Origin of the sequence: Rothia mucilaginosa ATCC 25296, assembly GCF_000175615.1 — a bacterium.
Classification (GTDB): Bacteria; Actinomycetota; Actinomycetes; order Actinomycetales; family Micrococcaceae; genus Rothia; species Rothia mucilaginosa.
This window is the reverse complement of sequence record NZ_ACVO01000017.1, coordinates 22,507-45,778: the sequence shown is the minus strand read 5'-3', so window position 1 is coordinate 45,778 and position 23,272 is coordinate 22,507. Positions and strand designations below refer to the sequence as shown.

Genomic DNA, 23,272 nt, shown 5'->3' with positions numbered 1-23,272 from the left:
CAGAAACTAAGGAAGCGCAATCCGGGAAGTAGCTACGGTGTTCTTACGCCAGTGTTTGCGCTGGCGGGACCTGAGCAATATGACGAGCGATAGGGGAGAGGCGGAGCAAAAACGCTAGACTGGACGGGTGACTGAGAACAACACCACCCAGCAGACTGCCCCCGCCGAGAACACCGCAGAGATTACCGAGGCCCTGCGTGCTGAGTACGCGGAACTGACCGATAAGATTCGTGCCGCCCGCCGCGCCTACTACAACGAGGATGCACCCTTCCTCTCTGACGCCGAGTACGATAAGCTCTACCGCCGCCTCGAAATCATTGAGGCGGAGCACCCGCTCATCATCGCCAACGACTCGCCCACCCAGGAAGTCGGCGGCGAGGCCATCGAGGCCTTCGCACCCGTCACCCACCTGCAGCGCATGTACTCCCTCGAGGACGTCTTCTCCTTCGAAGAGCTGCGCGCCTGGCTGACCAAGACCGAAGAGAGCACCCGGAACCTCACCGGTAGCGCACCGCAGTGGCTGACCGAGCTGAAGATCGACGGCCTGGCTGTGAACCTGCTCTACCGCAACGGCACCCTCGTACGCGCGGCAACCCGCGGCGACGGCACCACCGGCGAAGACGTCACCCACAACGTGCGCACCATTGCGAGCATTCCGCAGCAGCTGACCGGCGAGAACCACCCCGAAGAGATTGAAATCCGCGGCGAAGTGTTCATCTCCTCCGCTGATTTTGAGAAGCTCAACGAGTCCATGATCGCCGCCGGCAAGAACCCCTTCGCGAACCCGCGTAACGCCGCGGCAGGCTCGCTGCGCCAGAAGGACGCGGCGATTACCGCCTCACGCCCGCTGAGCATGTACGTGCACGGCATCGGTTCGCGCACCGGCCTGGATATTGCCACCCAGTACGAGACCTACGATCTGCTCGCTTCCTGGGGCCTGCCCGTGAGCCCCTACAGTGAAATCGCCGCTAACACCGAGGCGGTGTTCGACTTCATTAATAAGTACGGCGAGCAGCGCCACTCCCTGGTGCACGAGATCGACGGCATCGTCATTAAGGTCAACGACTTCGCGACCCAGGCTCAGCTGGGCTATACCTCCCGCGTGCCGCGCTGGGCGGTGGCGTACAAGTACCCGCCCGAAGAGGTGCACACCAAGCTGCTGGACATCCGCGTGGACGTGGGACGCACCGGCCGCGTGACCCCCTACGGTGTTATGGAGCCCGTGTTCGTCTCCGGCTCGACCGTCGAACGCGCCACCCTGCACAACCAGGACGTGGTCAAAGCTAAGGGCGTGCTCATCGGCGACACCGTGGTGCTGCGCAAAGCAGGCGACGTGATTCCCGAGATCGTCGCCCCCGTGGTTGCCCTACGTGACGGCACCGAACGAGAGTTCGTCATGCCCAGCGAATGCCCCTCCTGCGGCTCGCCCCTTGCCCCCGGCAAGGAAGGCGACGTGGATCTGCGCTGCACGAACCCGCGCTCCTGCCCGGCGCAGCTGACCGAGCGCGTGTACTACGCGGCAAGCCGCGGCGCCTTCGACATTGAGGCGCTCGGCTTCGAAGCAGCAAAGGCACTCACCAGCCCCGCAACCCCGCACACCCCTCCGCTAACGACCGAGGCGCACCTGTTCAGCCTCAACATTGAGGACCTGCGCGAGGTCACCATCGAACGTGAGAAGAAGGTCAAGGGTGTGGGCACTGGAAAGATGGAGCGCGTGCCCTACTTCTACACCAAGCCGACCAAGGCACGCCCCGAGCCGAAGCCCACGAAGAATACGCTGAACCTCTTCGCCGAGCTGGAGAAAGCAAAGCAACAGCCGCTGTGGCGTGTGCTGGTTGCCCTCTCGATTCGCCACGTGGGCCCGACCGCTGCCCGCGCGCTCGCCGCGGAGTTCGGTTCGATGCAGGCGATCCGCGAGGCTGACCGTGAACGCCTTGCCGCTGTGGATGGTGTGGGCACCACGATTGCCGATTCGATTATTGAGTGGTTCGCCGAGGACTGGCACGCCGAGGTGGTGGACTCATGGGCTGCCGCCGGTGTGCGCATGGAAGATACCCGTGACGAGTCCGTGGAACGCACCCTGGAGGGTCTGACCGTGGTCGTGACCGGCACGCTGAACGGTTACACCCGTGATGGCGCGAAGGAAGCCATTATTTCTCGCGGCGGTAAGGCATCCGGTTCTGTATCTAAGAGGACCCACTTTGTGGTTGCTGGCGCGAACGCCGGCTCGAAGCTGGATAAGGCTCAGCAACTGGGACTGAAGGTGCTGGATGAGGAGGGCTTCACCGCCCTGCTCGAGGGCGGTCCGGAGGCTGTTGAGGCTACCGCCGAGTAGACCCGGTAGTGGGGGCACCTGAATCTGACCCCTGCAATATATAGAGCATTCAGGCTCTGGAGTGCGTGCTTCAGGGTCTGAATGCCAATTTCTGGCATTTATAATTACCACAGCTTTTAAGGCGGAAGCGCCTTAAAACACTCCCAAAGCGAAGAAATATTTAAAAAATATTTACACGCTGTTCAAAACCCTTAAAGGTGGCGCCCATCAACCCCGAATTGGAAAACTCAGCAGGGGAGCGCATCCGAGTTAAACCCCTAGAAAACCCCGAAATTCCGGGGTGAAACCCTTAAGGCGCGCGGGGCTCAAGGTCTTAAATAATGTTTCCTGCACTTTTAACCTGGAAGAACCCTGGGAGAACCCGGGACGTTCGCTGTGAACTTGAAATCGGGTTGGAATCATAAAAAACCTCGGCTATCTTTGAGACCAGATGGATTCTCGCAAGAGAATCACCTGTGTGGTTTCAAGCTTGGAATGCTTGAAACGATGCCCGGTTCTACCGCACGTCCCCATCGAGGAAGTGCCACCCGGATTCCGCACATAAGTGCAGAATCGCTCACGGTGACATGAAATCGGTGGAGAGCCGCTCACATGGTAGAGCCAGAATATGAGTAACCTACTTCGTTATCAAAGGGTGAGCGGCGGCGCGCTAGAGTTCCGGGGACGGAACGAGCGGGGACGGCCCCAAGGAGCATTATGAAGAACACTTCCATTCGTCGTACCGCAGCAGCTCTCGCCATCGGTGGCGCTGTAGCAGCTACCATGTCGATGCCCGCTGCAAACGCAGTAGACGGTGCTACCTGGGACGCACTGGCACAGTGCGAGTCCGGTGGCAACTGGTCCATCAACACCGGTAACGGCTTCTACGGCGGTCTGCAGTTCACCCAGCAGTCCTGGAACGGCGTCGGCATGTCCGGCTCCCCCGCGACCGCTACCCGTGCACAGCAGATCGAGGCTGGCGAGCGTCTGCTCGCTATCCAGGGCTGGGGCGCATGGCCCGCATGCTCCGCTAAGCTTGGCCTCTACGGCAAGACCGGCGCAGCTCCCACCTACACCGAGCCCACCACCGTGGCTGCACAGTCGCAGACCCAGCAGACCTACACCGCTCCCGCGGCACAGGCTGCACCCGTAGCTCCTGCAGCTCAGGCTGCACCCGCAGCAGTTGAGGCACCCGCAGCAGCTCCCGCTGCACCGGTAGCACCCGCTGCACCCGCAGTTGAAGCTCCCGCAGCTCCCGTAGCAGCACCGGCAGTTGAGGCTCCCGTAGCAGCAGCTCCCAAGGCTGCAGCAGGCACCTACACCGTGGTTCCCGGTGACTCCCTCTCGCTGATCGCTGCAAAGCTCGGCGTTGCAGGCGGCTACCAGGCAATCGCAGCTGCGAACACCGACATCATCTACAACGTTGACCTGATCTTCCCCGGCCAGGTTCTGACCATCCCCGCCTAAGGATTAACCCCCAAGCGTAACGTGGACACGTTGTAGCCCAACGCCCCGCACCTCACACGAGGAGCGGGGCGTTGAGCATTTAACCCGAAAATAGGGGAGAGGAACACCGCCTGACCACGCAAACCAGCAGGTAAACCCTCCAACCCCCAATGAGACGGAAAACGCAACCTCCACTACACTAGAGAAGAGAGAAGAAAACAAACTACGGGAGAACCATGTCTGCCATCACCTTTGAACAGGTAAAGCACCTGGCATCGCTGGCACTCATTGAGATGACCGATGAAGAACTCACCGCGATGGCGTCTGAGCTGGACGTCATCGTCGCATCCGTTGAGACCATGTCGCAGAAAGCAACTGCCGACATCCCCGCGACCAGCCACCCCATCCCCCTCGAGAACGTCTTCCGCGAAGACGTACCCGTCACCACCCTCACCCAGGAAGAGGCGCTCTCCGGCGCCCCCGACGCACAGGACGGCAAGTTCCGCGTGCCGGCAATCCTCGACGAAGACTAAGAGGAGAACAACCAAGTGAACGAACTGATCCAGCTCACCGCCGCAGAAGCAGCAGAAAAGCTCGCATCCGGCGAAATCACCTCCGTCGAGCTCACCCAGGCACACCTGGACCGCATCGCAGCCACCGACGGCGCACCCCTGAGCGACAACCGAGCAGACGGTAAGAGCGGCCTCAACGCCTTCCTGCACATCAACGCCGAAGAAGCACTCGCCACCGCAGCAGCAGTGGATGCAGACCGCGCAGCAGGCAAGGAACTGCCCCCGCTCGCAGGCGTACCCATCGCCGTCAAGGACCTCATCGTCACCAAGGGCCAGCCCACCACTGCAGCATCGCGCATGCTCGAAGGCTGGATGAGCCCCTACGACGGCACCGTCACCCGCAAGGTCCGCGAAGCACGCATGCCCATCCTCGGCAAGACCAACCTCGACGAATTCGCAATGGGCTCCTCCAACGAGCACTCCGCATTCGGCGTAGTCCGCAACCCCTGGGCACTCGACCGCGCACCCGGTGGCTCCGGCGGCGGCTCCGCAGCAGCCGTCACCGCCTTCCAGGCACCCCTGGCGCTCGGCACCGACACCGGCGGCTCCATCCGCCAGCCCGCAGCGCTGACCGGTAGCGTCGGCGTCAAGCCCACCTACGGCTCCGTCTCCCGCTACGGCGTCATCGCCATGGCATCCTCCCTCGACCAGGTAGGCCCCGTCGCACGCACCGTCCTGGACACCGCGCTGCTCCACGAAGCAATCGCAGGCCACGACCCGCTCGACGCAACCTCCCTGCCCGATGAGCCCGGCAACTTCGTTGAAGAAGCCAAGGCAGGTGCCGAAGCCGCACGCAAGGGCGACCTGTCCGGACTGCGCATCGGCGTCATCAAGGAACTCGGCGGCGGCAACGGCGAAGGCTTCGAAGCAGGCGTCCTCGCACGCTTCCGCGAATCCGTTGAAGAGCTGCGTGCCGCAGGCGCAGAGATCATCGAGGTCTCCCTGCCCTCCGTCACCGAAGCCATCAGCGCCTACTACATGATCATGTCCTCCGAGGTGTCCTCCAACCTGGCACGCTACGACGGCGTCCGCTACGGCCTGCGCGTCGTACCCGAAGACGGCCCCGTCACCATCGAACGCGTCATGTCCGCAACCCGCTCCGCAGGTTTCGGCCACGAGGTCAAGCGCCGCATCATCCTCGGCACCTACGCACTGTCCGCAGGTAACTTCGACGCCTACTACGGCGCCGCACTGCGCGTACGCACCCTCATCCAGCGCGATTACGCGGCAGCATTCGAAAAGTGCGACGTGCTCATCTCCCCGACCGCGCCCTCCACCGCGTTCAAGCTCGGCGAGAAGACCGAAGGCGACCCCATGGCAATGTACCTGGGCGACGTCGCAACCGTGCCCGTCAACCTGGCAGGCGTCCCGGCGCTCTCCCTGCCCGGCGGCCTCTCCGAAGAGAACAACCTGCCCGTCGGCATCCAGTTCACCGCACCCGCACGCGAAGACGCACGCCTGTACCGCGTCGGCGCAGCACTGGAAGAACTGCTCACCGCAAAATGGGGCGCACCGCTCTACAAGAGCCTGCCCGACACCGAAACTCTGATCCGCGACTTTGACTTTGGGGGAACCAAGTAATGAGTGAAGAAGTCCTCAGCTTCGAAGAAGCCATCGAAAAGTACGACCCGGTCCTCGGCTTCGAGGTGCACGTCGAACTCAACACCAAGACCAAGATGTTCGACTCCGCACCCAACGAGTTCGGCGACGAACCCAACACCAACGTCACCCCCGTATCGCTCGGCCTGCCCGGCGCGCTGCCCATGGTGAACAAGACCGCTGTTGAGTCCGCCATCAAGCTCGGCCTGGCACTGGGCTGCGACATTGCAGACAAGTCCTACTTCGCCCGCAAGAACTACTTCTACCCGGACTCCCCGAAGAACTTCCAGACCTCCCAGGCTGGCGGCCCCATCGCGGAAAACGGCTCCCTGGACGTTGAGCTCGAAGACGGCACCATCTTCACCGTCGAAATTGAGCGCGCCCACATGGAAGAAGACGCAGGCAAGCTCACCCACGTCGGCGGCGCAGACGGCCGAATTCAGGGTGCAACCTCCTCCCTGGTCGACTACAACCGCGCAGGCGTGCCCCTGATCGAGATCGTCACCCGACCCATCGTCGGTGCCGGCGAGCGCGCACCCGAACTGGCACGCGCCTACGTTGCCGCAATCCGCGACATCGTCCGCTCCCTCGGCATCTCCGACGCCCGCATGGAACGCGGTAACGTCCGATGCGACGCCAACGTCTCCCTCATGCCCAAGGGCGCAGAGAAGTTCGGCACCCGCTCCGAAACCAAGAACGTGAACTCCCTCCGTTCGGTTGAGCGCGCCGTCCGCTACGAGATTCGCCGCCACGCAGCGATCCTCGAACGCGGCGAAAAGGTTACCCAGGAGACCCGCCACTGGCACGAAGACACCCGCGAAACCTCCTCGGGCCGCCCCAAGTCCGACGCTGACGACTACCGTTACTTCCCCGAACCGGACCTCGTACCGGTCGTCACCAACAGCGAATGGATTGAGCGTCTGCGCGCCGAACTGCCCGAACCCCCGGCAGAGCGCCGCCGCCGCCTCAAGGGTGAGTGGGGCTACTCCGACGAAGAGTTCCGCGACGTAGTCAACGCTGGCGCACTCGACGTCATCGAAGAGACCGTCGCCGCAGGCGCAACCGCGGCTGCAGCCCGCAAGTGGTGGATGGGCGAAATCGCCCGCCGCGCAAAGCAGGCTGAAGTTGAGCTCACCGCCCTCGGCGTGGAGCCCGCAACCGTGGTCGCCCTCGAAGCGCTCATCTCCGAAGGCAAGATCAACGACAAGATCGCCCGCCAGGTGCTCGAGTTCGTCCTCGCCGGTGAAGGCACTCCCGCCGAAATCGTTGAGGCACGCGGCCTCGCCGTGGTCTCCGACGACGGTGCGCTTACCGCAGCCGTTCAGGAAGCACTGGCAGCAATGCCCGACGTTGCCGACAAGATTCGCGCCGGTAAGGTTCAGGCTGCTGGCGCTATCGTCGGTCAGGTCATGAAGGCTACCCGCGGTCAGGCTGACGCCGCCCGCGTGCGTGAGCTGATTCTGGCTGAGTGCGGCGTGGAAGGCTAAGCTTTTCCGCTGATCCGGCTTTAACGAAAGAGGCGCTGTCTCCCGTGTGGGAGGCGGCGCCTCTTTTGTGCTCTCTTATCCCGCATGGTTCCGCTTGGAAAGGCGGTTATCGTCCTCGTTCCTACAGAGGCTGGGTGGGTGGGACGCTATACCCTTCCTCCGCTCCTGCAGGGGCACCCGCCGCACCCGGACGCTCCGCTTCTCCTTGCTTCGCGGCGGAGAGCGCCCGGGTGGGCACCCTGATGTCGCTTCCGGAGGGTATAGCTACCCTCGGCTCCGGTGAGGTGCGCGCGGAGGGGCGGTGTCGTCCGTAGTGACATCAGGGTGCCCGAAGCGAAGCGAGGGCGGGTTCCCTGTAGGAACGAGGACGAGCACCGTCCCTCGAGCAGAGCAAGCTACATAAACGAAGAACGCTCCGTCCGTATCACTTAGATACAGACGGAGCGTTCTTTTTAAAGCGTGGCTTGCTTGGTTATAGCCTACTCAGTAACGCCGAGGTTGCTCATGAGGAACGCGTAATCCCACGCAATCTCACGCCAACGGGTATACCGGCCGGAACCACCACCGTGACCGCCCGACATGTCAATCTTCAGCAGCGGCACCGGCGACGACGGGTCAATCTGCTCACGCAGCGCCGCAACCCACTTCGCAGGCTCCACGTAGAGCACGCGGGTGTCGTGCAGGCTCGTCACCGCAGCAATCGCCGGGTAACGGACCGGGCGGATGTTCTCGTACGGGGTGTACGACTTCATGTAGGCGTACACTTCCGGGTCCTCAATCGGGTTGCCCCACTCTTCCCACTCCATCGCCGACAGCGGCAGCTCCGGGTCGAGGATGGTGGTCAGCGCATCCACGAACGGCACGGCAGCCAGGCAGGCGGCGTACTTTTCGGGGGCGAGGTTCACGACGGCGCCCATGAGCAGGCCGCCGGCGCTACCGCCGTAGCAGCCGATACGCGCCTCATCAGCCCACGGCTTAGCCGCAATGTAGCTGGTGACGTCCACGAAGTCGGTGAAGGTGTTCTTCTTCGCGAGCTTCTTGCCGTTCTGGTACCAGGAGCGGCCCATCTCGCCGCCGCCGCGAATATGCGCGATGACGTAGATGACGCCGCGGTCCAGAATCGACAGCATCGGGATGGAGAACATCGGGTCCATGGATGACTCGTACGAGCCGTAACCGTACTGGATGACCGGGTGCGGCTTGCTCATGTCCAGGTCGGCGCGGTGAATCACCGAAATAGGGATGAGCGTGCCGTCCGCCGCCGGTGCCCAGTCGCGGTAAGCGCGGTAGTCCTCACGGTTGTAGCCGCCGAGTACCGGGGTTTCACGGCGCAGCAGCAGGGTCTGCGACATGGGGAAGTAGTCGTAGACGCGGCGCGGCGTCAGGTACGAGGTGTAGGCGATGCGCAGCACGGGGGAGTAGTTCTCCGCACGCAGCACGGATGCGGTGTACAGTTCCTCATCGAAGCCGGCAGGCTCCATGAAGGTCACGCCGGCGGGGCGGCGGCGGCGCCACTGGATGGGCAGCTGCTCACGCGGTGCGAGGAAGATGCGGGTGGTGGTGTCCGCGCGGGCGGTGACGACCAGGTGCGTTGCGGTGAAGGTGAAGCCCTCCAAGCGCACGTGTTCGCTGTGGCGGATGACCGGCACCCAACGCTGCGCGTACTCTTCGAGGCTTTCACCTTCGCGCGGCATGTCGGCGAGTACCAGCTCGGAGTTCAACGCATTGTAGTCGTGCTGAATCAGCAGGTGCTGCTCGCCGGCAATGTTGAGCGGCTCAGCGTAGTATTCGATGCCCGCGCTCTTGGGGATGAGCAGGGTCGGCTCACCCTTGGGTTCGCGGGTGGGGATGAGGCGCACCTCCGTGTACTCGGAATTCGAGCTGGTAATGACCACGGAGGAACGGTCGGAGCTCATGGCGGCGCCGAGCCACATGGTGTTGTCCGGTTCCTCGTAGATCAGGTGGTCTTCGGTGCCCTGTCCGACGTCGTGCACGTAGACACGCCAGGGGCGCCACGACTCGTCGGGGACGAGGTAGATGAGCTGTTCGGCGTGGTTGATGAAGAAGGAGCCCGCCGCAATGTTGGGGATGGTGTCTTCGAGGAAGGTGCCGGTTTCCATGTTGAGGAAGCGCTGCTCGTAGCGTTCGTCGCCCTTTTCGTCCACGGAGATGCTCAGCAGCTTGCCGTTACGTGCGGGCTGGAAGCTGCCGAGGGAGAAGAACTCCATGTCCTTGGCGTATTCGTTGCAGTCGAGGATGACGACTTCACCCTCGAGTACTTCGCCGGGGGTGACGGTCGGCGGGGTGTAGCGCACCACCTCGTCGCCTTCGTGCAGGGCGGGGTAGCGGTAGAAGACGGGGTACTGGCCGCCGGGCACCATGCGGCTGTAGTACCACCAGTCACCGATACGGTTCGGGACGGTCAGATCCGACAGCAGGGTGCGGCCCTTGATTTCGTTGAAGATGGATTCGCGGAGGGGCTGCTGGTCTGCGGTGACAGCTTCGGTGTATTCGGCTTCTGCCTTGAGGTAGTTGAGGACCTCTTCGCTTTCCTTGTCGCGGAGCCATTCGTAGGGGTCGATGAAGACGTCGCCGTGGTGTTCGCGGCGGTGCTCGACCTTCTTCGGTACGGGCGGGGTGAGGTTCTGTTCAGCCATGCTGCCACCTCTTTCATGAGTTATGGGTTTGTGAATGGTGTGTGCCGTCTGCGCCCGCGTTCCTGTGCCGCCGGGTGGCGGTGAGAGTGCGCGGGGGACTGTGGGCACGCCTACTTCTAGTGTATCGAAGAGTGAGGCAGGCTACTATATTGCGGCCTGAGCAGTATCACCCAGATTAGTCCCCTGCACTCTTCTGGAACGTGCGAATTCGGTGGCTAGTTAGCGCGCCCCTTAATGGACATGAGGGTGCGGCGGCCTGCCTTGTTTGCCTTTGTGAAGGCACGGTTACTCTGCCGGTACTCACGTTCTTGAGAGCGCAGGCGTAGACGCGCGGATTCGGCTATCATCCTGCGGTAGCGTTCGAAGCGCTCGGGGTCGAGAGCGCCGTCAGCGATGGCCTGCTGCACCGCGCATCCGGGTTCGGAGCCGTGGGAGCAGTCGCTGTACCGGCAGGCGGAAGCGTAACCGGAGACGTCGTCGAAGGTTTCGTCAATCGCGGCGCTATCGCTCGGTGCGGCTAGGGCTCGCACACCCGGAGTGTCGATCAGCACCGTGCCAGATGATGATTTTGCGTTGGTCGAGTCTCCTTCGCTTGAGCCTTCCACACCGGGCAAAACAAGCATCTGGCGGCTGGTGGTGGTGTGGCGCCCCTTGCCGTCAGCATCTCGGACCGTGGAGGTGACCTGCACCTGATATTCCTGGCTATCCTCGCGGGGGTCAACTCCGGGGTTGAGCAGGGCGTTGACCAGGGTGGATTTTCCGGCGCCGCTACGGCCCAGGAACGCGGCGGTACGTCCGGCGACGAGTTCCGCGACCGGTGCGGGGTCGTAGCCGTTATCCGTGCAGACGGTGAGCACCGCATCCACGCCGCCACCCAGAGATTCCCGATACCCGGCGAGCTGTTCGGCCGTTACCAGGTCACCCTTGGTGAGAATCAGCGCGACCTGCGTTCCGGATGCGTGCGCCAGGGCGGTGTAACGTTCAATTCGCCCAATGGACGGCTCGGGGAAGCAGGGCTCAACGATGCAGAGTATATCCACGTTGGCGGCGACAGGCTGATCCGCGGATTCTCGGGTGGCGCTGGGGCGGGTGAGGTAGCTTCGCCGGGGCAGTATCGCGAGGGGTTTATGCTCCGCGGGGTGGGCTGCACCGCCAGTTCCGGGGATGGGCTGGGTGAGTACCCAGTCGCCGACGAGGGGGTACTCTTCTTCGCCGTAGTCGTTCTCAACCGGACGCAGCGGAGCGGAAAGCTTAATGAGCTCACCCTGCTCGCAGGTCAGCAGTTCGCAGCGGGTGCGGTGCACTGCGCTCACGCGGGCGAGGGTGAAATCTTCAAGCGTGCCGCCGAGGGTGAACGCGGCGCGGATTGCTGAACCCTGCCAGGAGGGGTCGAACCCTAGAGTCTCTAAGGTGTATGAAGCGGGAGCAATGGTCACAGGAATAGTCTTTCTTGGTTGCGGCGCCCGGATAGCGGGTGAGTAAAAGGCTCGTTCTTTTTCAGGGTTCACCGTTTACAACAGCGAGGCGCGGGCGCCGGCACGGATGCGGCGGGCGGCAAGGAAAGTCAGCCCCAGCCCGATAGCGGCGTAGAGTACTGCCAGGGCTGTGTCTGCTGCCAGGAGCGCGAAGAGATTCGGGGTAGTGCTGCTCGCAATACTGCCAGAGGTATCTAAAGCCTGCACCAGCCGGGACCCCGGAACCCAGGAACACAGCCAGGCAAGCCAGCCGGGGTAGGTACTCACCGGCACAATCACGCCCGCGCTGACCGGCAGAACAATAGATAGAACATTCGAGCCCGTGTACGGATCCGACAGGTACAGACCCAAACCGGCGGCAAAAATGCCCAGGCAGACCCCGCCAAGAATCGCAACCGGCATCAGTAAGATGGTGCCGACCAAAAGCCCGGAACTTGCTCCCGCAGCGGAGGATGTGAGGGACAGTAACCACACGATGCCCACATTGCTCAGACCCGTCACGGAAGCCAGCAACGCCGGTACCGCCGCCGCCCCCAGCCAGTAGCCCGCATCCACGGGGCGTGCCGTGCACACATACTCGAAGACGCCAATCCACCGGTCGGTGGCAACGCGCGCGACAATACCGGCTGCCACGGAGCTGAGGGTCGTAATCAGCGCGGTCGCGCAGCCGATGCGCACAGTATCGTTCGCCGCAAGGTCGGCACCCAGAAGCACCGTGAAAAGCACGTTGAGGCCCGGCACGAGCACCAGGGTCGTGATGGCCGTTCCGAGGGTTGCGAAGGTAATAGAAGATGACCAGCCAATAGAGGCGGTCGACAGAGCCCGACGCGCCACGCTAGGCAGAGCGGCAGAAGAGAGAATACGCACGCTACATCGCCCCCAGGGTGCCGCGACGGCGGGCTGAGGCGAGAGCCTTCCGGGCAAAAAGGAAGGCGCACAACGCCCAGATGAAGCTCACGACCAGGGTCTGAATTACGGGCAAGAGTGCATCCGCCGGGGTAGTGATGGCGGTACGCCCAAGTAGCAGGTGAACCGGCGCCTGCAGGGGAATGAGCACGCCCGCGGCATCCAGCCAGGCGGGCGCTTCAATGGTCGTGAAGAGAACCCCGGAAAGAATAAAAACCGGCACGAGCAATAGCTCCTCGTAGGCGATAGCGTTCGGCGTGGCCACGAAGAATACCGCAATCATGAACGTGACCGACAGGCACGCAAGCCACAGCAGGGGAACGCCCAGAACGTAGCGCGGCCAGAGTACCGAAAAATCCGTGACCTGCGGGTTGAGTGTCACAAGAGCCCAAACCGCCCACGATAGGGGCAAGGCAGCCAGACCCACAATGGAGGCGCTTGAAACGATAGCCGCCAGCACCCGCACCGGAGAGATTGACCCCGAACACAGGTACACGAGGGTCCCGCGGAAACGCTCAAAATTGATGATGCCCGCAGACACGATGCAGACCGACCACATGCCCACAATGCCGGCGCGAGTCCAGGCTAGGGTCGGGTCAACGGAGTGACCCGCGGAGCTCTGCGCCGCCGCATGCACGGCGAGCGCCTGAAGGATGACCGAGCCGAGTACCGTACTGATGAGCAGCTGAATGAAGTAGGGGACCGTCAGGAACTGGCGCAGGCTAAAGCCCATGAGTCGCAACTGGCGGGCGCACTCCTGCCACAGGTCGTACCGTCGACCCTGCCGCTGGAACTCTTCCGAGCGTTGCGTCTGAGCGTTCATCGTTTGAGCCCCTCCGCCATCGCCAGGTATGCCTCTTCCAAGGTTGCCGGGCGTGTGTACGGTTCGGTCCGTGCCCCAATGTTCGCGGTGGCAAGCCCCTCCGTGAGGATGCGGTGAGCCTCGCCCGCCTCGAACGTGGCGCGCTCGCCATGCCAGTAGAGGGTTAGCTCCCAGCCGGAACCACGCGGGGCAAAAAGTACCGCCGCCTTATCGTGGAGGAATCCGCGTAGTGTATCAAGACCCTCGGTGGCGGTGGGGTCCACCTGAACCACGGTCGTGGCGGCAATACCTGCGTGCGCGGCAACGTCCTCGAGGGTGCCGCTCACGGCGACAGAACCTGCGCCCAAAACGGTAATAGTGTGCGCCAAATCCTCGATTTCGCCCAACAGGTGACTCGTCAGCAGAACGGCGGCGCCGTCTTCCGCGAGAGAACGGATGAGGGTACGCACGGTCAGAGCGATATCGGGATCGAGCCCGTTGGTCGGCTCATCCAGCAGGAGCAGAGCGGGGGAGCCGAGCAGGGCGCGGGCAATATGTAGGCGCTGCTTCATGCCGCGAGAAAACTCCTGGACAGGCCGCGTTGCCGCATCGGTGAGTTCCACACGGGCTAGGGCATGCTCCACCTCGTGTCGTCGAGCCCGCCCGGAAACCCCCGCAACATCGGCGAAGAACAGCAGATTATCGCGGGCACTGGCGCGCGGGTAGAAGCCGTTCTCCCCGCCCAACGCTAGACCCACGTGGCGGCGAGCCCGCTGCGGGTGGGCGATAGCGTCAATACCGTTCACGGTGAGGCTACCGCCGGTGGGTGTGAGCAGGGTCGAGCACATCTGCACGGTCGTCGTTTTGCCCGCACCGTTGGGGCCGAGGAGAGCATGAATCTCACCGGAACTAACGCGAAGTGACACACGGTCGACGGCGGTAAAAGCGTTTTCACCTTTGCCAAAGACGCGGCTGAGCTGCGCCGCATCAAGAACAAGAGACATGGTAGGTAACCTTCGGGTATGACCCTCTGGCCCCTATACCGGAGGGATGCTGAGCAGGATAAACGGCGTAGCGAGCCGTAGCGAGTTGTACCCTGCGTGAGTGTATGTGTCATTTCAGTGTACCGAAAAACCGTAGATAAAAGTGATGGGGGTTACTGTGTGGATGGTGGGTGTCCGCCTCCGCATCTCGATTGCCTCGTCCTCGGATTGCCCCGGCACCGTCGTTCGCGTTTTATGACAGACGTTAAAAAACGTCATCTTTGCAATGAAATGTCTTAAAGTACCGCGCACCCACAAAATCCTTGACCCCGCCCCGTGCCCTATGACACTCTAAATAACAGGTCAAGAGCGCCAGCGATAAGCCCCAGCTAGCTGGCCGGCAACCCTCCTCCGCGGTGGGGTGCCCTGGGTGAAGACCGGGCGGCACGCACAAGCGTGACGCAAGCGCGGGACCGATGTGACCGAAACCGGTACATCAATCGTGACAGGATTATTCGACGACGATTCCTGTACCGTCGGCATGCGGCCCCTTAAGAATCCCCAATAGGAGCCACGCATGAGCAACAACACTACCGTCCCGACTCCCGCCAACCCCGCCGGTTGGAAGTTCGAAACCCGCCAGATCCACGCAGGTCAGGCGCCGGATGCCGCAACGGGAGCTCGGGCACTACCTATCTACCAGACCACTTCCTTCGTCTTTGACAGCGCCGAGCAGGCAGCGAACCGTTTCGCCCTCGCCGAGCTGGGCCCCATTTACACTCGCCTCAACAACCCCACCCAGGAAGTCATCGAAAACCGTATCGCCTCCCTGGAAGGCGGCGTAGGCGCGCTGCTGCTGGCATCCGGTCAGGCAGCTATCACCTACGCAATCCTGAACATTGCCGGTGCAGGCGACCACGTTGTTGCTTCGCCCTCCGTGTACGGCGGCACCTACAACCTGCTCAAGTACACCCTCGCCGACCTGGGCATTGAAACCACCTTTGTTGAGGACCCGGACGACCTGGACGCATGGCGCGCCGCAGTCCGACCCAACACCAAGCTCTTCTACGGCGAGTCCGTGCCCAACCCCCGCAACGACGTGCTCGACATTGAGCCCATCGCCAAGATCGCGCACGAAAACGGTGTGCCCCTGATCGTGGACAACACCGTACCCACCCCGTACCTGCTGCGCCCCATCGAGCACGGCGCAGACGTAGTCGTCCACTCTGCCACCAAGTACCTGGGCGGCCACGGCACCTCCATCGGCGGCGTGATCGTTGACTCCGGTAACTTCGACTACGGTGCAGACCCCGAGAAGTTCCCCAAGTTCAACCAGCCCGCCCCCGGCTACCACGGCCTGGTCTACGCACGCGATTTGGGTAAGGACTCCGCGTTCGGCGCGAACCTCTCCTACATCCTGAAGGCGCGCGTCTCCCTGCTGCGTGACACCGGCGCCGCCATCTCCCCGACCAACGCCTTCAACATCGGCATCGGCCTGGAGACCCTTTCCCTGCGCATCGAACGTCACGTTGAGAACGCCACCAAGGTCGCCCGCTGGCTCGAAGCAAACCCGCAGGTCGAGAAGGTCATCTGGGCTGGCGTGGAATCCTCCCCCTGGTACGAGCGTGCACAGAAGTACCTGCCCAAGGGCCCCGGTGCGGTGCTCGGCTTCACCCTCAAGGACGCAACCCTGGAGCAGGCCCGCGACTTCGTGGACGCCCTCAAGCTGCACTCCAACGTGGCGAACATCGGTGACGTGCGCTCGCTCGTGATTCACCCCGCCTCCACCACCCACTCTCAGCTTTCCACTGAGGAGCTGGAGAAGATTGGCGTGTACCCGAACTTCATCCGCCTTGCTGTCGGTATCGAGAACATCGACGATATTCTCGCCGACCTGCAGTTGGGCTTCGACACCCTCTCCTAAACGGTGATGCACCCGCAGGTGGACCGGCAAGCTACGGCTTTTCGGTCCACCTGCGGATTCCCCGTTACGGAGCATTTCATAAGCGCGCGGCACCGCCGCCTCGCTGCCTCAACCCGCAGATTCAACCCGCAGACGAGTACCCCGCTCACACCCGGCACCACCTCGCCGGCCAACCCAGTGAAGGGAACCCCCATGACCGCCCAGAGCACTAGCCAGTCCGGCACCACCCAGCCCGGCACTATCAACCAGCCTGTTACCGCGCCCATCCCCGTGGCAGGCACCCAGCGCGAACACCCCGAAGCGCAAGGCTACCTGCGTCAGCTGAACATCGGCGACCTGGAGCTCGAATCCGGCGTAACCCTGCCGCAGGTCACCATCGGCTACGAAACCTGGGGCACCCTCAACGAGGCTGGCGATAACGCCATCCTGATCCTGCACGCGCTCACCGGTGACACGCATGTCTCCCGCGGCGTCCCCACCCCCGACATGCCCGCCCCGCTGATTCGCGCTATCGAATCGGACGGCTGGTGGGAAGGCATCGTGGGCCCCGGCTCGGTCGTGGACACCAACCGCTACTTCGTGATTGCTCCCAATATTTTGGGTGGCTGCTACGGTTCTACCGGTCCGTCGAGCATCGTCCCCGAGGGCTACCCGGGCGCTGGTGAGCACTGGGGTTCCCGCTTCCCGCAGGTGAGCATTCGCGACTCCGTACGTGCGGAGGCGCGTCTGGCGCGTGCACTGGGCGTGACGAGCTTCCGCTACGTGATTGGTGGTTCCCTCGGTGGTGCTCGCGCCCTGGAGTGGGCGGCAACTAACCCCGAGCTGGTGCGCGGATGCGCGGTCATTGCCTCCGGTCCTTCGGCTACGGCGGAGCAGATTTCCTGGGCCCACACTCAGAACATTGCGATTCGTTCGGATGCGAACTTTGCCGGTGGCGACTACTATGCCGGTCCTGCACCGACTGCCGGTCTGGCTCTGGCGCGCCGTATTGCGCACACCACCTACCGCAGCCCCGCAGAGCTGGAGCACCGCTTCGGCCGCGAAGAGAACCGCGGCGAAAACACTGTGGGCGGTTCGCTGGGTGAGCCGCGCGGCCGCTACGCCATTGAAAGCTACCTGGATCACCACGGCGCCAAGCTGGTTGAGCGTTTTGACGCGAACAGCTACCTGGCTGTGAATGAGGCGCTGATTTCGCACGATGTGGCTCGTGGCCGCGGCACTCTGGCACAGGCGCTGGCGCACACCGATTGCGAGTGGACGATTGCGGCGGTGAACACGGACCGTCTGTTCTTCCCGCACGAGTCGCACCGCCTGGCGGAGGCGCTTCCCACCCCGGTGCCCGTGGACATTATCGAGTCGAACCACGGCCATGACGGCTTCTTGATTGAGGCGAAGCAGGTGGAGAAGATTCTGGCGCGCGCCCTCGGCGTTGAAGATGAATCCGCCGCCCCGAGTGAGGCGCAGCGTGAACGTGAAGCTTTGGAATCGATGACTCGCCTGTACGGCGCTGTTAATCGCTAACTCGACCGGCGCCCGAAGGCGTTTCACGCATCCTGCTGAATGTTGTTTTATCCAAACAGTGGGTGTGGGATTGTGAGGGAATGACTGGGTATTCTCAACTGTCCTTCCGCCCACCGTGAATTAACCTTCACCCTTAGGGTTATGTAATAGAATGCCGGGCGTTCGTATGATGCGAGCGTCCGGCATTTTTTCTATCTTTATGAAGAGTGTTGTGCCAAGTCAGGGAATATTTTCCGGTTTTTCGGGTGTTTTGCGAAACCTCCGCGAGATACCGCGGAAGTAGCCTCCTGTTGCACTGGAAGGTAAGGGTTCTCGGTTTGCTTTAGACCCGCTCTAACCCCATAGCATTAAAGCTGTGGTAAGTATTCAAGAGGTAGCGGAGCAATTGGGGGTGAGCACCCACGCCCTGCGCTATTACGAAAAAGAGGGGCTCATTGCTGTGCCCCGTGATGCTCACGGAACCCGTATTTTTGATGAGGAGTCTATCTCCGCTGCACGGTTTATTGCTACCTGCCGTCAGGCCGGAATGAGTCTTGCCGACATTCGCACGATTTTGAGCAATCCGGACGACCACGCCCTATCCATTGATGTGATGGAGCGCGCCCGTCAGAAGATTGAGGATGAGATTGTGGGGTTGCAGCAGAACCTTGAGCACCTGGATCGCCGTATTCAGGAGCACCGCCGTCACATCGACGGCACCCGCTAGGTAACTAGTCTTCTGCAGACGCGTATAAACGCCCGGTATTCCCAACGTTGGGAATACCGGGCGTATTTTTGTGCTCAGCTTTCACACTCAGCTACTCACCCCTAGCTACTGGGTATTTTCAGCCCGTAGGTTTAACCCCAAGCCGCTTTTTCCGGGTCAATACCGTGTGCACGAGCATTCTCGTAGATGACATCCCGCAACCATTCTGCGAGCCCGGTCGCAAGCTTCTCGTAGTGTGCCTTGAAACGGGCATCCTCAACGTAGCCGCGGGCTAGAATAGCGTGCTTAGCGGGGGTGACCTCGAAGAAGAACAGGGAGGCGCGGTGCCGCTCGGCGAGTGCGTTCGCCTCCTCACTGCCCGGCTTCACGCCGCGGTTGAATGCCTCGACGAGGGCCTGCTCTACCTCGTCAACCTGCTGTTTGCCGTTCTGCCAGTCGGCACGGTTCATCGTTGCAGTTCGGCGCTGGTATTCAGCCCAGTCGTCAGTTTTTCCGTAACGCTCCTGCGCTTCCTGCTGGTGGGCGAGGCTGAACCCCTCACCCATGATCTCTGCTTTTTCGGCGGCGCTGAGCTGCTCATTTTTAGGTGCCATGGTGTCCTCCAAAAGGTGTTCGATGGTTTCAAGCATGCGCCCGTACGCGGCGATTTTGCGTTGAAGCATATCCCGCTGAGCGAGCAGATGCTCGGTGCTGTTCGCCTGGTCATGCAGTATGTTGCGAATAGCGTCAAGGCTCATGCCGATGGCGCGGTATCCCATGATGACGGTGATTCGTTCAAGGTCTGTATCGGTGTAGTACCGGTACCCGTTGAACTCATCGTGCGCCGGGTTGAGCAAGCCTCGCTGCTCCCAGTGGTGAAGCGTGCGGACTGTTAGCCCGTGTAATGATGCCGCTTCTCCTACGGTGTATTCGTGTTGCCCGTCAGGTGGTGTTATGTTCGCGTCCATGGTTTCACTCTAAAACCTCACGTTAGGTGAGGGTCAAGCTAGCAGCGGAACCTGCGGTGCAGGTTTGCGGGGGAGTCCTCGCTAAGATGGGTGCATGAGCGAAAACAAATACGTCGTCGAATACACCCGCCCCGAGAACGAACGCGCAGGCACCCATCTGGTGCTCATGCTGCACGGCTACGGCTCCCAGGAGCACGATCTGCTGTCTCTGGCGGCGCACCTTCCGCAGGAGGGCTTCACCTACGCCTCCATGCGTGCACCGCAGCCGGTTGGTAGCCAGTTCTCTGCGGACTCGACCGGAGCCTACATTGCCGCAGACGCTATCGGCTACCAGTGGTACCCGCTGAACCAGCAGCTCGAATCTGACCAGCGCGCCATTGAGCAGGCGAGTGACTACGTGCTGGAGTGGGTGCGTGCGAACCGTGAACCGTATGCTTCGGTGACTCTGCTGGGCTTCTCGCAGGGTATGGGCATCGCAACTTCGATGGTGCGTCATGCTCCCGGCGAGTTCGCCGCTGTGGTGGGACTGTCCGGCTATGCGGTAGATTCTGATTCGCCGTACTTCAAGGACGAGGAGCTGAAGAAGACCGAACTGCCGGTGTTCTTTGGTCGTGACCAGGAAGACCCCGTCATCCCGCAGGAGATGGTGAACTACACCTACGACTGGATCCGCAAGTACACCGACGGCATTAAGGTGCTGTACGCCGGTGCGGGTCACGGCGTGAGTGCCATGGAGATTCGTCACGTGGGCGAGTTCCTGGAGGTGAAGGTGCAGGGTAAGGAGCCGCGTATTCGTGCGCAGAAGGTTGCGGAGGCGACCGGCACCGCGGAAGGCTCTGACTCCTAAATCGACTATATGGAAAGCCCTCGGGTCATGACGACTCGGGGGCTTACGTGTAGTTCCGCTTGGAAAGGCGGTTATCGTCCTCGTTCCTACAGGGGACCCGTCCTCGCTTCGCTTCGGGCACCCTGATGTCACTTTCGGACGATACCGCCTTTCCGCGCTGGGATGCTGTGCGGGTGCAGTCGCGTTTTCCGGATGCGCCCTCCGCCTCCCACTGTCCCCTCCCGACAGTGAGGAGGCTGCTCGGTGACCACACCCTGCCCCGCATGAGGGCAGTGCCCCCACCCCTTGAAAATATACCCCAGGGGGGTATATATTGGAGAATAGCATCGCCGCCCTTCAAAATATACCCCAGGGGGGTATATACTGGAGAGCAGTATCGCCCCATCCCACCGACCCGTAGGAGCTTTCCCAGGATCGCCTCCCCGCCCCGCCTCTTGCCGATGGCCTCCCACGGCTGCAGCTGTTGCGGACCTGCCTCACGTGCCGACACCGTCTCCAACCCTGCCGCCAGCGACTCGTCAGCAGGAGGGTCCTCCTCTAGCTATCAGGTCACCGGCCTGACCTGCGGGCACTGCGCGAAAAGCGTGACCCAGGCCCTTCAGACCCTCTCCCAGGTCGACGACGTCCAGGTTGATCTCGCTGCTGGTGGTGTTTCCACCGTCACGGTCACCGGTGTCGTACCTCCGGAGACGGTTCGCCGGGCTATCGAGGCGACCGGCTACACCGTCTTATCCTGATCGATTTACCCATCATCTCGACCCCGACCGGGTTGAGCGAAAGGAACGTCATGAACACTCCCCACCATTCCGGCGATCACCATGGTGATCACCCCGCTCCGGAAACAGACCACACCCACCACCCGAATCATGCCAGCCACGAACACCACGCAGACGCCGACACCCACGGCCAGGCGATGCACCACGGTCACCCGCACTCCGTCCTGGACGAAGACCACCAGGTTCATGGTCACGGCGAACACGCCGGGCACAGCACCGCAATGTTTCGGGAACGCTTCTGGTGGTCACTGATTCTGTCCATTCCCGTCGTTATTTTCAGCCCCATGGTCGCCCACCTGCTCGGCTACCCCCTCCCGGAATTCCCCGGATCCACCTGGATTCCCCCGGTACTGGACACGATCATCTTCGTCTACGGCGGAACGCCTTTCCTCAAGGGCGGATGGAAGGAAGTGAAATCCCGCCAACCCGGGATGATGCTCCTGATTGCCATGGCCATCACCGTGGCGTTTGTCGCCTCCTGGGTCACCACTCTGAGGCTGGGCGGTTTTGACCTGGACTTCTGGTGGGAGCTGGCCCTGCTGGTGACCATCATGCTGCTGGGCCACTGGCTGGAGATGCGCGCTCTCGGGGGTGCGTCCTCCGCGCTTGACGCGCTGGCTGCCCTGCTGCCGGATGAGGCCGAGAAAGTCATCGATGGGACCACCCGCACCGTGGACATCTCCGAGCTGGTCGTCGGCGACGTCGTGCTGGTGAGGGCCGGTGCCCGGGTGCCGGCCGACGGAACCATCATCGACGGAGCCGCCGAATTCGATGAGGGGATGATCACCGGCGAATCCCGTCCCGTCTTCCGCGACACCGGTGACAAGGTGGTCGCCGGTACCGTGGCCACCGACAACACCGTCCGCGTCCGGGTGGAGGCTACCGGCGGGGACACCGCCTTGGCCGGAATCCAACGCATGGTTGCCGACGCACAGGAGTCCTCCTCCCGGGCCCAGGCCCTGGCGGATCGGGCGGCGGCGTTGTTGTTCTGGTTCGCGCTAATCTCTGCTCTGATCACCGCGGTGGTGTGGACCACCATCGGCAGCCCGGACGATGCCGTGGTGCGCACGGTCACGGTGCTGGTCATCGCCTGCCCGCACGCCTTGGGCCTGGCGATTCCGCTGGTCATTGCGATCTCCACCGAGCGGGCCGCGAAATCCGGGGTGCTCATCAAGGACCGGATGGCGCTCGAGCGGATGCGCACCATCGACGTGGTGCTCTTCGATAAAACCGGTACCCTGACCGAGGGCGCGCACGCGGTCACCGGTGTCGCGGCAACTGTCGGCGTCACTGAGGGCGAGCTGCTGGCCCTGGCCGCCGCCGCGGAGGCCGACAGCGAGCATCCCGTGGCCCGCGCCATCGTGGCGGCCGCGGCCGCCCATCCCGAGGCCTCTCGTCGGCAAATCCGTGCAACTGGTTTCAGCGCCGCCTCCGGCAGGGGGGTCCGGGCCACTGTCGATGGCGCTGAGATCCTCGTGGGCGGGCCGAACATGCTGCGCGAGTTCAACCTCACCACCCCGGCCGAGCTCACCGACACCACCAGCGCCTGGACCGGGCGTGGGGCCGGTGTACTCCATATTGTCCGCGACGGTCAGATTATCGGTGCGGTGGCCGTCGAGGACAAGATCCGCCCCGAATCCCGCGCCGCTGTGAAAGCCCTGCAGGACCGCGGGGTGAAGGTCGCGATGATTACCGGTGACGCGCAACAGGTGGCCCATGCGGTTGGCCAGGACCTGGGGATTGATGAGGTCTTCGCCGAGGTTCTGCCCCAGGACAAGGACACCAAGGTCACCCAGTTACAGGAGCGTGGCCTGAGCGTGGCCATGGTCGGCGACGGTGTCAACGACGCCCCGGCCCTGGCCCGCGCCGAGGTCGGCATCGCCATCGGGGCCGGCACGGATGTGGCAATGGAATCCGCCGGAGTGGTCCTGGCCAGTGACGATCCCCGGGCAATATTGTCGATGATTGAGCTCTCGCAGGCCAGCTACCGCAAGATGATCCAGAACCTCATCTGGGCGTCCGGTTACAACATCTTGTCCGTGCCCCTGGCCGCCGGCGTGCTCGCCTCTAGCGGCATTCTGCTTCCCCCGGCTGCTGCTGCGGTGTTGATGTCGCTGTCGACGATTGTGGTGGCGCTTAACGCTCAGTTGCTGCGCCGGATTGATCTGGACCCGGCCCACCTGGCTCCCACCAGTCCGAAGGAAGAACACACCACGCCTACTCCGGCATCCACCGCCGTCCGCTGATTCACCACTTCTCTCCACTGCCCCATATGACCCTGAAAGGCTCCACCATGAAGCGCACCCTTTC

The 23,272-nt window shown here is 62.6% G+C and carries 17 protein-coding genes and 1 riboswitch; of the genes, 11 read left to right on the top strand and 6 right to left on the bottom strand.

Annotation, left to right across the window (positions count from 1 at the left end; translation table 11 throughout):
• The first annotated feature begins 127 nt into the window (after positions 1-127).
• The 5 genes from ligA to gatB all read left to right on the top strand — a co-directional run bounded on the left by ligA (position 128) and on the right by gatB (position 7,418).
• Positions 128-2,335: an NAD-dependent DNA ligase LigA gene (gene ligA, locus ROTMU0001_RS06700; protein ID WP_005508849.1), complete on the top strand. Its 2,208-nt coding sequence runs from the start codon at positions 128-130 to the stop codon at positions 2,333-2,335.
• 696 nt (positions 2,336-3,031) lie between these two features.
• Positions 3,032-3,781 (top strand): transglycosylase family protein, encoded by a 750-nt coding sequence (locus tag ROTMU0001_RS06695; RefSeq protein WP_005508848.1) that lies wholly within the window; start codon positions 3,032-3,034, stop codon positions 3,779-3,781.
• A gap of 215 nt (positions 3,782-3,996) precedes the next feature.
• Entirely contained in the window at positions 3,997-4,293 is a 297-nt protein-coding gene (gene gatC, locus ROTMU0001_RS06690; RefSeq protein WP_005507016.1) for an Asp-tRNA(Asn)/Glu-tRNA(Gln) amidotransferase subunit GatC, read from the top strand.
• A 15-nt stretch (positions 4,294-4,308) separates the two neighbouring features.
• Entirely contained in the window at positions 4,309-5,913 is a 1,605-nt protein-coding gene (gatA, locus tag ROTMU0001_RS06685) for an Asp-tRNA(Asn)/Glu-tRNA(Gln) amidotransferase subunit GatA (RefSeq protein WP_005507017.1), read from the top strand.
• Entirely contained in the window at positions 5,913-7,418 is a 1,506-nt protein-coding gene (gatB, locus tag ROTMU0001_RS06680; protein WP_005507019.1) for an Asp-tRNA(Asn)/Glu-tRNA(Gln) amidotransferase subunit GatB, read from the top strand. The genes gatA and gatB overlap by 1 nt, the downstream gene beginning before the upstream one ends.
• A 479-nt stretch (positions 7,419-7,897) precedes the next feature.
• Here gatB and ROTMU0001_RS06675 read toward each other — a convergent pair whose 3' ends face one another.
• From ROTMU0001_RS06675 to ROTMU0001_RS06655, 5 genes are all read right to left on the bottom strand, one after another.
• Positions 7,898-10,075 (bottom strand): S9 family peptidase, encoded by a 2,178-nt coding sequence (locus ROTMU0001_RS06675; protein WP_005508847.1) that lies wholly within the window; start codon positions 10,073-10,075, stop codon positions 7,898-7,900.
• Between the two features lie 215 nt (positions 10,076-10,290).
• Positions 10,291-11,511 carry a ribosome small subunit-dependent GTPase A gene (gene rsgA, locus ROTMU0001_RS06670; RefSeq protein ID WP_005508846.1) on the bottom strand — a complete coding sequence of 407 codons (1,221 nt, stop codon included), beginning with the start codon at positions 11,509-11,511 and terminating at the stop codon, positions 10,291-10,293.
• A 75-nt stretch (positions 11,512-11,586) separates the two neighbouring features.
• Positions 11,587-12,417, bottom strand: a complete 831-nt coding sequence (locus tag ROTMU0001_RS06665) for a hypothetical protein (protein WP_005508845.1) — start codon at positions 12,415-12,417, stop codon at positions 11,587-11,589.
• Position 12,418: 1 nt separating this feature from the next.
• Positions 12,419-13,279, bottom strand: a complete 861-nt coding sequence (locus ROTMU0001_RS06660) for an ABC transporter permease (RefSeq protein ID WP_005508844.1) — start codon at positions 13,277-13,279, stop codon at positions 12,419-12,421.
• Complete coding sequence (locus ROTMU0001_RS06655) at positions 13,276-14,262, bottom strand: ABC transporter ATP-binding protein (protein WP_005508843.1); 987 nt, start codon at positions 14,260-14,262, stop codon at positions 13,276-13,278. The genes ROTMU0001_RS06660 and ROTMU0001_RS06655 overlap by 4 nt, the downstream gene beginning before the upstream one ends.
• A gap of 340 nt (positions 14,263-14,602) precedes the next feature.
• Positions 14,603-14,715: riboswitch (SAM riboswitch) on the top strand.
• Between the two features lie 103 nt (positions 14,716-14,818).
• Here ROTMU0001_RS06655 and ROTMU0001_RS06650 point away from each other — a divergent pair.
• From ROTMU0001_RS06650 to ROTMU0001_RS06640, 3 genes are all read left to right on the top strand, one after another.
• Complete coding sequence (locus tag ROTMU0001_RS06650) at positions 14,819-16,165, top strand: bifunctional o-acetylhomoserine/o-acetylserine sulfhydrylase (protein ID WP_005508842.1); 1,347 nt, start codon at positions 14,819-14,821, stop codon at positions 16,163-16,165.
• 192 nt (positions 16,166-16,357) lie between these two features.
• On the top strand, positions 16,358-17,686 hold the full coding sequence (gene metX / locus ROTMU0001_RS06645) for a homoserine O-acetyltransferase MetX (RefSeq protein ID WP_005508841.1): 1,329 nt from the start codon (positions 16,358-16,360) through the stop codon (positions 17,684-17,686).
• A gap of 355 nt (positions 17,687-18,041) precedes the next feature.
• Positions 18,042-18,392, top strand: a complete 351-nt coding sequence (locus tag ROTMU0001_RS06640) for a MerR family transcriptional regulator (protein ID WP_005508837.1) — start codon at positions 18,042-18,044, stop codon at positions 18,390-18,392.
• A gap of 131 nt (positions 18,393-18,523) precedes the next feature.
• Here ROTMU0001_RS06640 and ROTMU0001_RS06635 read toward each other — a convergent pair whose 3' ends face one another.
• Positions 18,524-19,339: a MerR family transcriptional regulator gene (locus ROTMU0001_RS06635; protein ID WP_005508836.1), complete on the bottom strand. Its 816-nt coding sequence runs from the start codon at positions 19,337-19,339 to the stop codon at positions 18,524-18,526.
• A gap of 94 nt (positions 19,340-19,433) precedes the next feature.
• Between ROTMU0001_RS06635 and ROTMU0001_RS06630 the strand changes: the two genes are divergently transcribed.
• The 3 genes from ROTMU0001_RS06630 to ROTMU0001_RS06615 all read left to right on the top strand — a co-directional run bounded on the left by ROTMU0001_RS06630 (position 19,434) and on the right by ROTMU0001_RS06615 (position 23,208).
• Positions 19,434-20,186, top strand: a complete 753-nt coding sequence (locus tag ROTMU0001_RS06630; RefSeq protein WP_005508833.1) for an alpha/beta hydrolase — start codon at positions 19,434-19,436, stop codon at positions 20,184-20,186.
• 440 nt (positions 20,187-20,626) lie between these two features.
• Positions 20,627-20,923, top strand: a complete 297-nt coding sequence (locus ROTMU0001_RS06620; protein WP_044143495.1) for a heavy-metal-associated domain-containing protein — start codon at positions 20,627-20,629, stop codon at positions 20,921-20,923.
• Positions 20,924-21,183: 260 nt separating this feature from the next.
• A complete protein-coding gene (locus tag ROTMU0001_RS06615; protein ID WP_044143493.1) occupies positions 21,184-23,208 on the top strand; it encodes a copper-translocating P-type ATPase in 2,025 nt (674 codons plus the stop codon).
• Positions 23,209-23,272: the final 64 nt, after the last annotated feature.

Bases quoted from the DNA above. Each gene is read 5' to 3' on its own strand.
- ROTMU0001_RS06675 (WP_005508847.1), bottom strand. From the start codon at position 10,075: ATGGCTGAACAGAACCTCACCCCGCCCGTACCGAAGAAGGTCGAGCAC.
- ROTMU0001_RS06635 (WP_005508836.1), bottom strand. From the start codon at position 19,339: ATGGACGCGAACATAACACCACCTGACGGGCAACACGAATACACCGTA.
- ROTMU0001_RS06630 (WP_005508833.1), top strand. From the start codon at position 19,434: ATGAGCGAAAACAAATACGTCGTCGAATACACCCGCCCCGAGAACGAA.
- ROTMU0001_RS06615 (WP_044143493.1), top strand. From the start codon at position 21,184: ATGTTTCGGGAACGCTTCTGGTGGTCACTGATTCTGTCCATTCCCGTC.
- metX (WP_005508841.1), top strand. From the start codon at position 16,358: ATGACCGCCCAGAGCACTAGCCAGTCCGGCACCACCCAGCCCGGCACT.
- ROTMU0001_RS06620 (WP_044143495.1), top strand. From the start codon at position 20,627: ATGGCCTCCCACGGCTGCAGCTGTTGCGGACCTGCCTCACGTGCCGAC.
- ROTMU0001_RS06695 (WP_005508848.1), top strand. From the start codon at position 3,032: ATGAAGAACACTTCCATTCGTCGTACCGCAGCAGCTCTCGCCATCGGT.
- gatC (WP_005507016.1), top strand. From the start codon at position 3,997: ATGTCTGCCATCACCTTTGAACAGGTAAAGCACCTGGCATCGCTGGCA.
- ROTMU0001_RS06650 (WP_005508842.1), top strand. From the start codon at position 14,819: ATGAGCAACAACACTACCGTCCCGACTCCCGCCAACCCCGCCGGTTGG.
- gatB (WP_005507019.1), top strand. From the start codon at position 5,913: ATGAGTGAAGAAGTCCTCAGCTTCGAAGAAGCCATCGAAAAGTACGAC.
- ROTMU0001_RS06660 (WP_005508844.1), bottom strand. From the start codon at position 13,279: ATGAACGCTCAGACGCAACGCTCGGAAGAGTTCCAGCGGCAGGGTCGA.
- ROTMU0001_RS06655 (WP_005508843.1), bottom strand. From the start codon at position 14,262: ATGTCTCTTGTTCTTGATGCGGCGCAGCTCAGCCGCGTCTTTGGCAAA.